General features: G+C 53.7%; 15 protein-coding genes and 1 tRNA gene. 8 read left to right on the top strand and 8 right to left on the bottom strand.

From position 1 onward, the window contains the following. Positions 1-17: 17 nt before the first annotated feature. Positions 18-2,021 carry a thioredoxin domain-containing protein gene (locus V8247_RS05860; RefSeq protein ID WP_338736912.1) on the bottom strand — a complete coding sequence of 668 codons (2,004 nt, stop codon included), beginning with the start codon at positions 2,019-2,021 and terminating at the stop codon, positions 18-20. A gap of 121 nt (positions 2,022-2,142) precedes the next feature. Between V8247_RS05860 and V8247_RS05855 the strand changes: the two genes are divergently transcribed. The 4 genes from V8247_RS05855 (at position 2,143) to V8247_RS05840 (ending at position 5,557) form a co-directional block, all read left to right on the top strand. Then, the gene (locus V8247_RS05855; RefSeq protein WP_338736911.1) at positions 2,143-2,790 is read left to right on the top strand and encodes a lysophospholipid acyltransferase family protein; all 648 of its coding nucleotides are present in this window, start codon (positions 2,143-2,145) and stop codon (positions 2,788-2,790) included. After that, on the top strand, positions 2,787-3,641 hold the full coding sequence (ispH, locus tag V8247_RS05850) for a 4-hydroxy-3-methylbut-2-enyl diphosphate reductase (RefSeq protein WP_338736910.1): 855 nt from the start codon (positions 2,787-2,789) through the stop codon (positions 3,639-3,641). The genes V8247_RS05855 and ispH overlap by 4 nt, the downstream gene beginning before the upstream one ends. A gap of 77 nt (positions 3,642-3,718) precedes the next feature. Beyond that, positions 3,719-4,612 (top strand): cysteine synthase, encoded by an 894-nt coding sequence (locus V8247_RS05845; protein ID WP_338736909.1) that lies wholly within the window; start codon positions 3,719-3,721, stop codon positions 4,610-4,612. Positions 4,613-4,687: 75 nt separating this feature from the next. Next, complete coding sequence (locus tag V8247_RS05840) at positions 4,688-5,557, top strand: DegV family protein (protein WP_338736908.1); 870 nt, start codon at positions 4,688-4,690, stop codon at positions 5,555-5,557. Positions 5,558-5,651: 94 nt separating this feature from the next. On the opposite strand, the gene V8247_RS05835 is transcribed toward V8247_RS05840, so the two are convergent. From V8247_RS05835 to V8247_RS05815, 5 genes are all read right to left on the bottom strand, one after another. After that, entirely contained in the window at positions 5,652-6,449 is a 798-nt protein-coding gene (locus tag V8247_RS05835; protein WP_338736907.1) for a 2'-5' RNA ligase family protein, read from the bottom strand. 39 nt (positions 6,450-6,488) lie between these two features. Next, complete coding sequence (locus V8247_RS05830; RefSeq protein WP_338736906.1) at positions 6,489-6,875, bottom strand: NUDIX domain-containing protein; 387 nt, start codon at positions 6,873-6,875, stop codon at positions 6,489-6,491. Between the two features lie 51 nt (positions 6,876-6,926). Continuing rightward, complete coding sequence (locus V8247_RS05825; RefSeq protein WP_338736905.1) at positions 6,927-7,526, bottom strand: LemA family protein; 600 nt, start codon at positions 7,524-7,526, stop codon at positions 6,927-6,929. Between the two features lie 8 nt (positions 7,527-7,534). Continuing rightward, complete coding sequence (locus tag V8247_RS05820; RefSeq protein ID WP_338736903.1) at positions 7,535-7,705, bottom strand: hypothetical protein; 171 nt, start codon at positions 7,703-7,705, stop codon at positions 7,535-7,537. 164 nt (positions 7,706-7,869) lie between these two features. Beyond that, a tRNA-Met gene (locus tag V8247_RS05815) sits at positions 7,870-7,944 on the bottom strand. Between the two features lie 159 nt (positions 7,945-8,103). On the opposite strand from V8247_RS05815, the gene nuoE reads away from it, so the two are divergent. From nuoE to acpS, 4 genes are all read left to right on the top strand, one after another. Beyond that, complete coding sequence (gene nuoE / locus V8247_RS05810) at positions 8,104-8,607, top strand: NADH-quinone oxidoreductase subunit NuoE (RefSeq protein WP_338736902.1); 504 nt, start codon at positions 8,104-8,106, stop codon at positions 8,605-8,607. Next, positions 8,595-10,463, top strand: coding sequence for an NADH-quinone oxidoreductase subunit NuoF (locus V8247_RS05805; RefSeq protein WP_338736901.1), 1,869 nt, complete (start codon positions 8,595-8,597; stop codon positions 10,461-10,463). Before nuoE ends, V8247_RS05805 begins: the two co-directional genes overlap by 13 nt. An 81-nt stretch (positions 10,464-10,544) precedes the next feature. Then, positions 10,545-13,220, top strand: coding sequence for a formate dehydrogenase subunit alpha (fdhF, locus tag V8247_RS05800; RefSeq protein WP_375340886.1), 2,676 nt, complete (start codon positions 10,545-10,547; stop codon positions 13,218-13,220). After that, complete coding sequence (gene acpS / locus V8247_RS05795) at positions 13,217-13,576, top strand: holo-ACP synthase (protein ID WP_338736899.1); 360 nt, start codon at positions 13,217-13,219, stop codon at positions 13,574-13,576. Before fdhF ends, acpS begins: the two co-directional genes overlap by 4 nt. Here the strand turns inward: acpS and heR are convergent. Both heR and V8247_RS05785 read right to left on the bottom strand, forming a co-directional pair. Beyond that, positions 13,573-14,343: a heliorhodopsin HeR gene (gene heR, locus V8247_RS05790; RefSeq protein ID WP_338736898.1), complete on the bottom strand. Its 771-nt coding sequence runs from the start codon at positions 14,341-14,343 to the stop codon at positions 13,573-13,575. The two genes, acpS and heR, sit on opposite strands and share 4 nt — an antisense overlap. A gap of 137 nt (positions 14,344-14,480) precedes the next feature. Further along, positions 14,481-15,320, bottom strand: a complete 840-nt coding sequence (locus tag V8247_RS05785; protein WP_338736897.1) for a porin PorA family protein — start codon at positions 15,318-15,320, stop codon at positions 14,481-14,483. Positions 15,321-15,529: the final 209 nt, after the last annotated feature.

Here is a 15,529-nt window from a genome sequence, read left to right as displayed (position 1 = left end):
GCTGATATGACAAGGCCTTATAACTCCAGCACCTGTTCCAGATCCTCCGGCGTGTTTACCGGTGGAAAGCAGTTGAAATTACGGCAGACATAGGCGGTTGGGCGGGCGTTAATCTGAGTGCGGTCCTGGAACAGCGGTAAATCAGACAGACCTTCCTGGTCGTCAGGGTTCAGGGCAGCAAGGACGGTATTGGGCCGATAACGGCGGCAGACGGTATTTGCCAGCGCCCGTGCGGCTGAATCAGCAGTATTGCCGATGACCGCCACTTCCTGTTGCGGCCCCAGGTAAAAGTCCAGCGCGGCCAGCCACTGCCCGAATCCCAACGGGTAACGTCCCAGGTATTCCGCCACGCCGCGAAGAGCTGTGCCGCCGGTCTGCCAGTATCGGCGGTCATCAGTCAGCCGCGACAAACGCAGCAGCGCCAGCGCGCCGGAAGCGGCACCGGAAGGCACCGCCCCGTCCTGAAAACTCCGCGGCCGTTTGAAAAGACCGGACATACCAGCCGGGGTATCGTAGAAAACAGATTCATCTTCGTCCCAGAAACGGTCTAGCATGGTATCCGCCAGCGCCACTGCCTGACACAGCCAGCGGGGGTTCAGGGTTGCCTGATGCAGCCAGAGCAGGCTGTCGGTCAGCAGGGCATAATCTTCCAGGAACCCCTCAGCGACGGAGGAGGTATGGCGTAAGGTTTCCCCGGAGCGCAAATTATCCAGTATAAACCCGGCGTTCCGGGCTGCCGCCGCCAGATAGTCATCCCGACCCAGCACACATCCAGCTTCCGCCAGGCTGGATTGCATCATGGCGTTCCAGGAAACCAGAACCTTGGTATCCTTGCCGGGATGAATCCGGGTTTCCCGCTCCCGGCGCAGTTTTTCCTTGTTACCTTGGTCCGCAGTTATCAGGTCAGCCTTGAATTCCCCGGTCAGGTGGAGAATATTACGCTCTTCAAAGTTGCCGGCTTCGGTCACCCCGAACCGCTGAATGAATGCCGCGGCGCCATCGCCGAGGACTGATTTCAGCTCATCCGGTGTCCAGATGTAGAACTTGCCTTCTTCCCCTTCAGAATCCGCATCCTGGCTGCTGTAAAAACCGCCAGTGGCCGGGTCAGTCATTTCCCGAAGCACGTAATCATAGATATCTTCCGCCACCAGCCGGTACTCCGTTTTGCCGGTAAGCTGAAAAGCGTGCAGATAAACCCGGGGCAGCAGGGCATTATCGTAAAGCATCTTTTCAAAGTGCGGCACCTGCCACTCGGCGTCAACCGCATAGCGGTGAAAGCCGCCGCCCAGGTGGTCATAGATACCGCCGCGGTACATCGCTTCCAGCGTTTGTTCCACTAGCTCCAGCACTCGCGGAGTGTTGCTGCGCAGGTAATACCGCAGCAGAAAATCCAGCACCAGGGGCTGAGGGAACTTAGGCGCGCCGCCGAAGCCGGCGAATTTAGTATCAAAAGCCCGCTGTAAAGCCTGATAAGCCCGGTTGAGTATATCCGGTGACAGTGCCGCCCCGGCGGTATCCGCCGGTTTTTCTTCAATAGCCGCCAGAAGTTTCCCGGCACTGCTTTCCACTTCAGACGGCCGTTCGCGGAAGGCTTCGGCCACCGCCTCTAAAATGGTGGAGAAAGCCGGCAAACCGTGACGCTCTTCCGGCGGATAATAGGTACCGCCGTAGAAAGGGCGGCCGTCGGGCGTTAAAAAGGCGGTCAGCGGCCAGCCGCCGTGGCCGGTCATGGCCTGTACCGCAGCCATGTAGATACTGTCAATATCCGGGCGTTCTTCCCGGTCAACCTTGATGTTGATGAAATGCCGGTTCATCAGCGCCGCAGTGGCCTCGTTTTCAAAGCTCTCGTGCGCCATAACATGGCACCAGTGGCAGGCGGAATAACCGATACTCAGCAGTATCGGCTTGTTTTCTTGTTTCGCCCGCGCCAGTGCTTCATCACCCCAGGGGTACCAGTCCACCGGATTATCAGCGTGCTGCAACAGATACGGACTGGAGGAACCGGCCAGATGATTGGACATTATTCTCTCTCCTTGTTGCAATCCCTCTGCTTAAGTGTAACGCACAAACGCCGAAGCGCCAATACCGGGCGATATCTGATAAGTTTGTGAGCCGGGCAGGGAGAAGCTATAATCACCGTCAATGAAACTAGAATGGTATTATCCGCTGGTGCGCTTAAGCGCCCGCGTCATGTTTTTGTTGACCATGGTAGAGGTAACCGGCAAGGAAAATATGCCGGACGGCGTGCCGCTGGTTATCTGCGCCAACCATGTCAGTTCCGCCGATCCGCCGCTGTTAGGCCTGCATCTACCGCGCTACGGGGTATATTTCCTGGCGAAAAAGGAACTGTTCAAAAACCGCACCTTCGGCAAAATCCTGCAAGGCTCCGGGGCCATCCCGCTCAACCGCGACGGGGCTTCCGGCGCTTCGTTTAAGGCTTCAGCCCGGGTGATAAAAAAAGGCGGTGCCTTGATTATCTTCCCGGAAGGCAAACGCAATCCCGACGGCGAGCTGACCGCGGCCATGCCCGGCGCGGGCTATCTGGCGGCGGCTTTCAAGACACCGGTAGTGCCGGTAGCTTTAATCGGGACTGAGACGATCAAAGGCAAATGGTGGTTTTTGAAACGGCACCGGGTAAAAATCATCATCGGTCAACCATTTAAGATGACGGTGACCGACTCAAAACCGGACAAGGATGACCTGGCAGCTTACGGCGACCAGATAATGCGAGCCATCGCTGATTTACTGCCGCCGAAGTACCGGGGCATTTACGGGGAGCCCCAGCCGTGAAGGTAGAACGTGCGCCCGACCTGGGTTTTTGTTTCGGCGTCAAGCGCGCCCTGGCGACACTGGAAGAGGTGGCCCGGGAAAAGGGCGGCATAGAAACACTGGGAGCACTGGTGCATAACCAGCAGGTGATGTCCCGCCTGGAGGGCCTGGGAGTCCGGGTGGTCAAGGACATTACTGAGGTTACCGGTAATACGGTGGTTATAAGTTCCCACGGCGTCGGACCCCAGGTACTGGACGCCATCAAAGCCCGCGGCATTGAAGTGGTGGATACTACCTGTCCGTTTGTGCAGCGGGCACAGAAAGCAGCCCACCGACTGGCCGAGGCCGGCTTCTTTACGCTCATTTACGGTGATGTCAATCATCCGGAGGTCAAGGGTATCCTGGGCTGGGCGGAAGGGCGCGGCATGGCCACCTTATCGCTGGCAGACCTTGACCGGATTGAGTTGCCGCGGCATGTGGGTCTGCTGTCTCAGACGACTCAGGTTCCGGCCAGCTTTATTAAATTTGCCCAGGCGGTGATTGATAAAGCACTGGTCAAGGACGCAGAACTACGCATTGTGGATACCGTCTGTCACGATATCCGGCGGCGGCAGGCGGCGACCCTGGCGCTGGCCGAGAAGGCTGACCTGATGCTGGTCATCGGCGGCCACCACAGCGCCAACACCCGGCACCTGGTGGAACTCTGCCGGCCGGTAACCGAAACTCATCTGGTGGAAACCGCCGGGGAATTAAACCCGGACTGGTTTGAAGGCAAAGCACTGGTGGGCATTACCGCCGGAGCTTCCACCGCGCCGCAAACCATTGATGAGGTGGCCCGGAGTCTGGCAGAATTGAACCAGCTGCCACTTTGAACTGAGATCTGTCCGGTTAAATAAAAGATGGTCGGCAGCCGGAACATCCGGCAATCAACTTCAGGAAGGACACTGATTTGGCCGAAAACATACTCCAGACTATCGGCAATACCCCTATCGTCCGGATTAACCGGCTTAATCCCAATCCTGATACCGTTATCTATGCCAAGCTGGAGGGGCTTAATCCTTCCGGCAGCATCAAGGACCGGATTGCCCTGAGCATGATTGAGCAGGCGGAGATTGCAGGGCGGCTGACCAAAAATAAAACCATCATTGAACCAACTTCCGGCAATACCGGCCTGGCCCTGGCGATGATTGGTATCGTCAAAGGTTATGATGTTGAAATCGTCATGAGCGACGCAGTTTCGGTGGAGCGCCGGCAGATGATCAAGGCCTACGGAGCCAAAGTCACCTTAACTGACGGCGCGCTGGGTACCGACGGCGCCATTTTCAAAGCCCGGGAACTGACCAAAGCTAATCCCGATAAGTATTTCATGCCGGATCAGTTCTCCAATGAATACAACAAGATGGCCCACTACCGCACCACCGGTGAAGAGATCTGGCGCCAGACCGGCGGTAAAATTGACTATTTTGTCTCCTCGCTGGGGACATCAGGCACCATCATGGGGGTCGGCAAGGTGTTGAAGGAGCATAATCCGCAGATTAAAACCGTCAGCGCTCACCCAGTGAAAGGGCATTACATCCAGGGCCTGAAGAATATGGACGAAGCTATCGTCCCGAGCATCTACGACCCCTCACAGATTGATATCACTATCATGGTAGAGACCGAAGACGCCTATGAAATGACCCGGCAGATAGTCCGGCAAGAGGGCATCTTTGTGGGCATGAGCAGCGGCGCGGCGCTGTATGCCGCTGCTGAAATTGCCCGGAAGATTGAGTCCGGCACCATTGTGGTCATCTTCCCTGACCGGGGTGAGAAATATCTGTCTACCAAATTATTTCAAGAGTAAGATTTCTTCCGATATTGTCTTTGATTTTCTTATGCTATACTGATACGGGAATATTCATTACCGGAGTGTAAATAAATGAGAATTGTGACTGACAGCGGCACGGATCTTGGTTTGTCTTCGGAACAACTGAATGAACTTAATATCAGCGTTGCCCCTCTGGTGGTGACTCTGGAGGGCAAAAGCTATCGCGAAGGCCTGGACATCACTCCGGAAGAATTCTACCCGTTGCTGGAAGCATCAAAACAGTTGCCGATCACTTCTCAGCCATCGGTTGGAGCGTTCGCCGAGGTGTATAAAAGCGTCGCGGCTAACGACCCCGACATCCTGTCCATCCATATGTCATCCGGCTTGAGCGGCACACTTAACTCTGCCCAGGCAGCCGCCAAACTGGTGCCGGAGGCCAACATTACCCATATTGATACCAAGACTTTATCAGCCGCGGCCGGCTGGCAGGTGAAAGCGGCGGCAGCCGCCGCAAAGGCCGGATGGGCAAAAGACCAAATTTTGGCGCTATTAAAACGTATCAGCGATGCCAGTGACAGCATTTATACGCTTAAAGAATTAAAATACCTGATTCACGGCGGGCGAATCAGCCATCTAACCGGGACGATAGCTTCGTTACTGGATATCAAACCGATGATCGGCGTAGAAAAGAAGGGCGGCACCTATATCCAGCTTGGTCGGGTACGCACTTTTAACAAAGCTATGGAAGGACTGGTTGATCTGATTGCCCGCCAGCATCCTGAAGGCAGCGCCCTTCGAATTCAGGTGCTCCATGCCTTCAACCCTGAAGGCGCCTCAAAACTCCATGATCTGATTGATGCCCGCTTCAAGTGCACCTGGTTGCCCGGCGGACCGATGTCTCTGGTACTCGGCGCACATACAGGACCCAGCATGGTAGGCATTGCCTTTGCACCCGAGGGGGTTTTTGCGGAGATACCGTAGGAATTAACGATAATAGTACCCTGTTTGAATGGAACACCTGAATACCGTGTATTTCAGGTTATTGACTGATGGTTTTCAGGAATTGAGCCTTAAATTATCTGCTTTTTCTCCGGCTCAGAGCAGAATAGAAAAATATTACACTGCAGGCCAACAACGCCAGACTGCTCACCATTGCGTTCAAACCAAACAGCCCCTGCGAAACCCAGCTTAGGCCAGCCAAGAGAATACTGCCGAGGCCCAAGCCAATAAGAACATTCCTTTGAAAGCCAGTCCTGAATCCATTTTTCTCTTCAATACGTTCACCGATGACGGCAAGAGTCTGCCTCATTTTACGTTTATCCAAAGCTTCAGCCCGATTTAACGATTTCCGTAAAGCAAAGTCATACTCACACAAAATTTTGCTGTTCTTTAAGAGCGTCGCCCGAGCTAAATAGTAATGCTTTTGGGGTGGCGGTAATTGTCTGAGTTTATTTTCGATTCTGTCACACGTCTGCGGCTTTAAATTCAGAGCCAATGTTGCGTGTGGACTATAATCATTTCGTTTTTGATCAAATTTGGGGTGGAGCTCGCAATAATCCCGCAATCTGCAAATAAGGTCCCAGCGGAAGGCAAGGATTGACTCAGGTACGTCAATCTTAACCATAGCGACGTCCTTTGCAGGTTCTCTAGCTGAAGAATTTCTGAACCTCCCATAACCATTAAATCTGAATTCCATCAATGGATATTTTGAACAAATTGAGATGAAGTCAGATATAAGCCTCTTTTCATACCTACGTCCTTGTGAGGGCGTCGGATTATAGACAATAGAAATATGAGGTACATGTTTTACCCCTCGCCCCAACTTGACTTGCCTCCGAATGTAGGAGGTCAATGATTTAAGTTCATACTTCATTGACCCTAAAATCCGAATCTCTATGAAATATTTGTCCAATTAATAATTCTCTGTTAACATGCAATCATTCCTGAATTCCCGGTAATATTTTTCAATTATCGCTTTGGTGGTCCTGGAAATATTGATGTCGCATCCTGGCGTATAATAAGCAACCAGTTTGATTTCATGTCTTGGTGTGGCATGTCCATAGGCTCTGATTAAACATACAGTGTGATGGTCCCGCCAGCGTGTCCCGTTTTTCTTTGTGTTAATTGAGCCTTGATATCTAAACAAAAATTTTACTGAATTTGCTTTCAGCCCGGTTTCTTCTCTCAATTCTCTCACTGCGGCTTTGGTTCTTGTTTCCCCACTCTCAGCTCCCCCTCCCGGTAAAAGGAATTTTCCAGACCGACCGGCAGTAACAAGAATACCGCGTTCAGTTTCCACAATCGCAGTACCCCTGCGCCGGATTGATACATGAGAGTGGCTGAAATTCATCTAGTTGTCTGCAAAAATTCCTTTGGGATCAAAAGCTTGTTGTGGTTCTTCTCGTTCTTGAACTTGGAATACCAGATACTCAAACGGATAGAATTTATGAAATTTAGCGACTAAATTTCTTGGAAATCTCGCCACTCTCTCATTGTATTGCTGGGCAACACGATTATATTCCAGTCTGGTCTTCCGTAACCGCCGTTCCACTCCGGCATCACTGGCCATCAGGCTGGCATGAAGTCGATCAGCTTTAATTTGAGGATACTTCTCAAAAACTGCTTGAATCTTGAGGTAGTTGTTTTCAATCTCCGAAGTGTTTTTGACCATTTCGTTAAGAGGAGTGTCTTTGGTCCATTGACTTCGAGCTTCAATGGTATCTTTTAGAACTTTCCATTCGTGAATATCATACTTTTTGACTATCTGGGACAAGGCTTGGATTTTGTCCAGCCTTTCCTGCATAATGATATCAACGTCAGCAAACTTCCTCTTTGCGCGATTGATCCAATACTGAAATTTGTTGTAAACAGAGACCCACTGACGGACCAGAATACCCGCCAAAATCAAGGCCAAAACCGCCACAGTTAAAGCAATAACTCCACCGTCCATGGTGCCTCCTATACCGAATAATAGTCTTTCTCTTCCACATTCTTGGGTTTGATCTCAACTTTAAAATATTGAATCATACGTTTCACTGCTTCTTGTTTAGTCTTCAAATTATTCATAAGCTTATAGACTTCCACAATCTTGTCTTCCTGAGGTGATAGATCAATTTGTATCTTGGCCATAATTTACCTCTAACATCTTATATCATTATATATCATGGTGTTACTTTATTGTCAACAGTTATTTCCAAAAGAAAAGCATTAACTGAGTGCCTAGAGATAATATAAACTGAAGATCGAAAGATGATTTGGTCGCACGAAAAAGGATTTAATACATTTGGGGTTACTGGTGGCATCGGGTAGATTTGAACTACCGACCAAGGGCTTATGAGTCCCCTGCTCTACCACTGAGCTACGATGCCGTGGTGAACTTCTGAAGGGTAATTCTATAATTAGGCCGCAGGTATTGTCAATCAGGATTCATCCCCGGACTCAGCCTTTGCCGCCTCAGGGGGGATAGATTATAATTAGCTTAGTCCTCACCAGTTTCTTCCAACGATATTTTATCCGTCAGGCGGTTTATGAAGCTGACCCAGCCAACGATAAGCGAAAAGGCCATTAACGCCGCCACCGAGCACTTCAGCCGTGACCGCGCCAATTTGATTCCTCTGCTTCAATCACTCCAACAGCAACTGGGCTACCTGCCGCCGGAGGCCATCACTGCTGCAGCGGAGCAACTGGGGCTGGCGGAAAGCACGGTTTACAGCGTGGCTTCGTTTTACACCCAGTTTAAATTCAAACCAGCCGGGCGGAATATCATTAAGGTTTGCCGCGGCACTGCCTGTCATGTCGGCGGCGGGGAACGCATTTTGAGTGAGCTGGAACGGCAACTTGACATCAAACCCGGCGAAAGCACCCCCGACCTGGAATACGAACTGGAAACAGTGGCTTGTATCGGCGCGTGTGCCCTGGCGCCGGTGGTGCTGGTGAACGAAGATATCCATGGTAAAACCTCCGCCGGCAAGATACTTGATGCGCTGACCAGCCGGAAGAAGAACGGAACGGGCTGCACATGCCGGCCGTAACGGATTTTACGACCCTCCAGACTGAAGCCAAAGCTGAATGGCAGGGGCTGATTCAAAGCCGGACACCCCATATCCTCATCGGCACCGCCACCTGCGGTAAAGTTTCCGGCGCCATGAGCGTATTGGATGCCATTAATACCGCGCTGGACAAAACCAATATCAAGGCCACCATCACCCAGGTGGGCTGCTTCGGCATGTGTTATGCCGAGCCGACCATGGATATCGTATTACCCGGCATGCCCCGTATCAGTTACGGTTTCATGACCCCGGAAAAAGCCGTCAGCATCATTGAAGACTACATCGGTAACGGCAACCCGCGCCCGGATTTGGCCTTATGCACCGTCGGCGAAGGCAGGATAGACGGCGTGCCGACGCTTGATGAGATGCCCATGCTCAGGGGACAAAAACGCATTGCACTCAGAAACTGCGGTCACGTCAATCCGCTGCGCATCAGCCACTACATCGCCCGCGGCGGCTATACCGGACTGCACCGGGTACTGACGGCGCTCAGCCCGCAACAGGTTATTGACGAGATGATGGCTTCAGGACTGCGCGGCCGGGGCGGCGCGGGCTTCCCTACCGGGCAGAAATGGCAGTATTGCCGTGATGCTGCCGGCTCACCGAAATACGTCATTTGCAATGCCGACGAAGGCGATCCCGGAGCCTTTATGGACCGATCCATTCTGGAGGGCGACCCGCATTCAGTCATTGAAGGTCTGATTATCGCCGGGTATGCGGTGGGCGCAGCCGAAGGCTATGTCTACGTCCGCGCCGAATACCCGTTGGCGGTCACTACGGTTAAGCATGCGGTGCTGCAAGCCCGTGAAAACGGTTTACTGGGACATGATATCATGGGCTCCGGTTTTGATTTTGACATTGTCATCAAAGAGGGCGCCGGGGCTTTCGTCTGCGGTGAGGAAACGGCGCTTATCGCCAGCATTGAGGGGCGGCGCGGTATGCCGCGGCCCCGCCCACCGTTCCCAGCCGTTTCCGGTTTGTGGGGCAAACCCACCAATATCAATAACGTCAAAACGCTGGCGATGGCTTCCTACATCCTGGCGGGCAATACCGAAGAATACGCCGCCATCGGCACCGACCGGAGCCGCGGCACCTGTGTTTTTGCCCTGGCCGGCAACATCAACCATATGGGATTGATTGAAGTCCCCATGGGTACGCCGCTGAAGGAAGTGGTTTTCGGCATCGGTGGCGGGGTGCCCAAAGGCAGGAGTTTGAAAGCGGTCCAAATCGGCGGGCCTTCCGGCGGCTGTTTACCGGCGGGACTGTCCGATATCGGTCTTGATTACGAATCGCTGGTAAAATCCGGCGCCATCATGGGCAGCGGCGGCATGATCATCATGGATCAGGGTAACTGCATGGTGGATGTGGCCCGCTACTTCCTGTCATTTGTTCAGGCCGAGTCCTGCGGCAAATGTGTGCCCTGCCGCTCAGGCACCCGGCAGATGCTAGGCATCCTGAACCGGATAACCGCCGGTGAAGGACGGCCGGAGGATTTCCCCACGCTGGAAAACCTGGCCGTACAGATCAAGGCAACTTCGTTGTGCGCCCTGGGCGGCACTTCGCCCAATCCGGTACTGACCACCCTGAAGTATTTCCGGGAGGAATACGAAGCCCATATTTTACACAAGCGCTGTCCGGCCGGGGTGTGCAAAGCCTTGATTACCTATGCCATCGTCAATGACAAGTGCAACGGCTGCCGGCTCTGCGTCAAGGCCTGCCCGGCGCAGGCGATTACCTTTGCCGGCAAACGCGTCCCGGTGATATTGGACGAAGCGCAGTGCAACCGCTGCGGTATTTGCCGTGACGTGTGTAAGATGGAAGCGGTGGAAGTACGATAAAATCCAGATGTCAGAATGTAAAATACATGATAAATGCCGATGGATTCATTATCGACCTTCTAAAAGTTGCCTACCGAAGATATAACGATGATTAAACTCAGTATTGACGATCAAGCTATCATCGCCGTTGAAGGGCAGACGGTGCTGGAAGCGGCGCGGGACGCCGGGATTTACATCCCCAACCTGTGTTACGCCCCGGACCTCAAGCCCTACGGCGGCTGCCGGCTCTGCGTGGTGGAGATAGACCGGATGCGCGGCCTGCCGACCGCCTGCACTACCCCGGTGGCCGAAGGCATGGTGGTGCATACCGATACACCGGCGCTGGCCGATGCCCGCCGGACGGTACTTGACCTGCTGCTGGCTGAGCATCCGCTGGACTGTCTGGCCTGTGTTAAAAACCTGAACTGCGAACTGCAACGGGTGACGGCCTATCTGGGCTTCACCGAACGCTGCCTGCCCCATTCCGGGCGGGTTCAGGACGTTGACGACTCCAATCCGTTTTTCCGCCTGGACCGCAATTACTGTATCCTGTGCGCCCGCTGTACCCGGGCCTGCGACGAAATAACCGGCAATAACGCCATTGAACTTATTGATCGCGGCTATGAAAGCCGGGTGGGGACGGCCGCCGCCCGTCCGTTGATTGAAACCAACTGCCGGAGCTGCGGCGAATGCGTGGCTCACTGCCCGACCGCCGCCTTGGTGCCTAAAGATTATGTAAAACCTGATTCAGAAACAGCCACCATCTGCCCCTATTGCGGCGTGGGTTGCGGTATAAAACTACAAATCCGGGGCGGCAGAATTACCGGAGTGACAGGGGATGAAGCCAATCCGGCTTCCAACGGCAGATTGTGCGTCAAAGGCCGCTACGGGATAAAGGAATTTGTCCACCATGCGGAACGCCTGACCACGCCGCTGGTAAAAAACCGGGACGGCGTCCAGGTGGCGACCGGTTGGGAAGAAGCCCTGGAACATACCTGTTCCAAACTGATCCGGTATCGTCCGGAGGAAACGGCGGTCATCGCCTCGGCCAAGGCTACCAACGAAGAGAATTACCTGATTCAGAAGCTGGCCCGGGCGGTTCTGGGCACCAACACGGTGGACCATTGCGCCCGGCTGTGCCATAGCCCCACCGTGGCCGGACTGGCTACGGCCTTCGGCTCCGGCGCCATGACCAACTCCATCGGCGATATCAAGGATGCCGGCTGTTTGCTGATTATCGGCGCCAATACCACTGAAACGCACCCGGTAATCGGATTTGAGATCAAAAAGGCCGTCCGCCGCGGCGCCCGCCTGATCGTGATAAACCCGGTAAAGATACCGCTGGGGAGCCAGGCTGATATCTTTCTTCAGCTGAGACCGGGTACCGATGTGCTGCTGCTTTCGGCCATGTGCAAGGTGATCATTGATGAGGGGCTTTACGATTCAGCTTTTATCACTGACCGCACCGAGGGGTTTGAGGCCCTGGCCGCAACACTGCGGGGTTTTGACCTTGACCATGCCGCTGCGATCAGCGGCGTGCCGTTAGACCACATACGGGCGGCGGCCGAAATGTACGCTGCCGCTAAACCAGCGGGTATTTTTTACGCCATGGGCATCACCCAGCACTCTCACGGCACCGATAACGTGTCAGCCATCGCCAACCTGGCGCTGCTGACCGGCAACCTCGGCCGGGCCGGCGCCGGAGTCAACCCTTTACGGGGCCACAATAATGTTCAGGGCGCCTGCGACATGGGGGCACTGCCCGATGTTTATCCCGGCTATCAGGAAACAGCCGTTGAGGCTTGCCGGCAGAAGTTTGAAGCCGCCTGGGGGGTGAAACTGCCGCAACAACCCGGACTGACCATACCGGAAATCATGGACGCCATTGACCGGGGCCGCATCAAAGCCCTGTACCTGGTGGGTGATAATCTAGCGCTGTCCGACGCCGATTCCAACCGGGTGAGGCAGACGCTGGCGAAACTGGAACTGCTGATTGTTCAGGATATATTCCCGACCGAGACAACCGACCTGGCTCATGTGGTGCTGCCGGCCGTGAGTTTCGCGGAGAAAGACGGTACTTTCACCAACACCGAGCGGCGGGTGCAAAGAATCCGCCGCGCCGTAAAGCCGGCGGGTGATGCCCGGCCGGACTGGTGGATTACCGCCGAATTGGGTAAACGGCTGGGCGGCCGGGGGTTTGATTATGAAGGGCCGGCAGAGATATTCCGCGAAATAAATGCGCTTACCCCGTCATATGCGGGGATCAGCTATGACCGATTGAACGATGGCGGACTGCAATGGCCATGCCCCGAGGCAACGCATCCGGGGACGCCGGTGCTGCATACCGAACGCTTTACCCGTGGCAAGGGACAGTTCAAGGCAATTGAATACCGGCCATCGACCGAACAAACAGATGCTGAATATCCCTTTATTCTGACCACCGGCCGCAGTCTGTATCACTTCCACACCGGCACCATGACCAGGCGGGTCAACGGACTGCTCACGCTGCAACCGCAGGAAACGCTGGCAATAGCCCCCTACGATGCCGCCAGACTCAATATCAGTGATGGTGATACCATCAAGGTCAGTTCCCGCCGCGGTGAAATTACGGCTCAGGCTGAAGTAAAGAATCAGTTGGCTGAGGGGGTGGTCTTTATGACCTTTCATTTCCCGGAAACCGCCACCAATATCCTGACCTCTCCGGCAGCCGACCCGGTGGCCGGGATCCCGGAATACAAAGTGGCGGCGGTCAAACTGATAAAGGTGATTAAGTCATGAAGCAATATTTGGGCGTGGACATTATAGAAATCAGCCGCATTGAACAGGCTGTCGGCCGCTGGGGAGACAGTTTCCTTGGCCGGGTTTATACTGCCGAGGAACTCAGGCTTTACCGCGGAAAACTACCGTCACTGGCAGCTCGTTTCGCCGCCAAGGAGGCAGCGGTCAAGGCGCTGGGAGTGAACGAACTAATTTATCGTGATATTGAAGTCACCGCCGAACCCGGCGGCCGACCGGCAATAACTTTATATGGGCGGGCCAGGTCGCGAGCCCTGGAATTAGGCATCACCGACCTGGCCGTCAGTCTCTCCCACAGCCGAGATTACGCCGCGGCGGTGGTATCGGGCATTGTTTAAGGCCGCAGCGTCCCGGCAAACACCTGCCAGGCCAGCGCTGACTTAGCCAGCAGACTCAGCAGAATATAAACCCGCTCACCGTAAAGGTAATCCGCCCAGCGGCCAACTTTTTTGTATTGCAGCCACATATTGATGGCAAAAAGGTTAAAAAAGACAAAGAGTATCGGCAGAATGAAATAGACAAAAGTCGGCACGGCACCATCGGCAGTGGCAATGGAACCGAAGAAATAGAAGGCGATGGCGAGCCACGGAATTATCCCGGCCAGTGACCCCACCCAGAAAGGCGCCCAATCAGTTTTGGCAGTAGTCTGATTACGCACTTCCATCAACAGGCCGCACAGGTTCATCACCGCGGTCAGGGTAAAGACGCTCAACAAGGCGGCGATATCGGACAAACCGCTTAATAAGGCTATCAGCACCACCATTACCGAAGCGCTGAGTGAATACTCAAACCACCGGGCGTAATTGATGCCTCTGGACAGGTTCCTGGCATACCAGGGGAATACTTTTGGCGAGGCAATAGTGAAATGGGCGATTGACGAAATAAGCAGAAACAAAGCCACGCCCCCGCCGAAGGGCAGGTTAAAAACCGTGTCCGTCACCGGTTTCAAAGACTGAGTGGCTTGATCAAAATTAAGAAAAGCACTGGTTACCGGCATGGTGAAGTCCCGACTGAGGGCAAATATCACCGCCGCCTGAATCAGGTGGAGCCCACCCATAATAAGGTTCCAGGTACGCAGTTTACGGTACTTCAGGTCGTGTTCCATTCTGTCCCCTCCCGCCCTTAATATACAATAATTATATCCGGTTTTTCGTAAAAGTCATTACAATTTTTGGCTAATAAAAACGGGGGCTCTCCGAAGAGAACCCCCGTACATTCTATTTCTGATTGACTAAACGATTTTCAGGACTTCTTTAGGAAACCGATCAGAACCAGAATAACGCCCAGCCCGATGGCTGCCCAGAAACCGTAGACACTGGCCCACAGAATCAGACTGCGGTTGGAAGCGGCTTCGTCCGCGGCTTCGTCAACAGTTGCCTGAGTAAAGGTGCTTTCGTTGATCAGCACCGGGATGAAGGTGGTCGCCCCGGCCTGCATGATAATAGTGGTTTTGGACGTAGTGTACACCGGAGTTCCGCTGACCGGCTCAACCTTGATGGTGGTGGCTACGTCCACGGTTTGAGGGGCACCGTTGGCAGCGTTGGGATAAGCATTCCCCTTGCTGTCAATTTTGAAAACATAGACTTTAACGCCATTAATTGTCTCTTCACCGACGAATGTCGCAGGCAGGGAGCTACCAGTGGTCGCCGACCAGAATTGATAGGTTTCCTGCTGGGTATCAGCCGGGAAGGTGAACTGACCGCTGCGAGACTTGTCGCCGCCGGCGACATTGGCGCGAGTGGTGCGATCCACCGCGTAGGTTTCAGTAGAGTCCAGGGCAGCTAAAGCCGGATTAATCGCCGACAAAGGCACGCCTGAAGTAGATTCGGTGAACTTAATGACCTGTTGCAGAATCAGGGCATCATTGTCGTTGACCTCTGTTGCGTTCAGAGTCCGATCCATTTTGGTATTGATCGGCACCAGGGTCCCGGTTGCCGGATTAAAAACCTGAACCGTTCCTTCAAACCGATACACCTTTTCATAATCAGCCGGGAGTTTGGCCATGCCGGGAAAAATGAGATACAACCAGACCAAGGCAAAGACGAGCAGGACAGCGCCAAGAGACACCAGTATACGCCGCATTTGGACCCCTTTCTTTTTTGAACAGATTGAATATCTGTTCAATTATGTTAATGATAATCATCATAGGAACAATACAAGCCATTGTCAATAGATTTTATTTAACTTTCATTCTAATATACCCAGCCTGGAGAATGGCAACGACAACCCTGCCTTGACACCCTGCCCGCCTCGTGTTATTCTTCATTCAAATGGTCGCACAAAGCTTTTAC

Origin of the sequence: Dehalogenimonas sp. W (assembly GCF_037094495.1) — a bacterium.
GTDB classification, from domain to species: domain Bacteria; phylum Chloroflexota; class Dehalococcoidia; order Dehalococcoidales; family Dehalococcoidaceae; genus Dehalogenimonas; species Dehalogenimonas loeffleri.
This window is presented reverse-complemented; position numbering and strand designations above follow the sequence as displayed.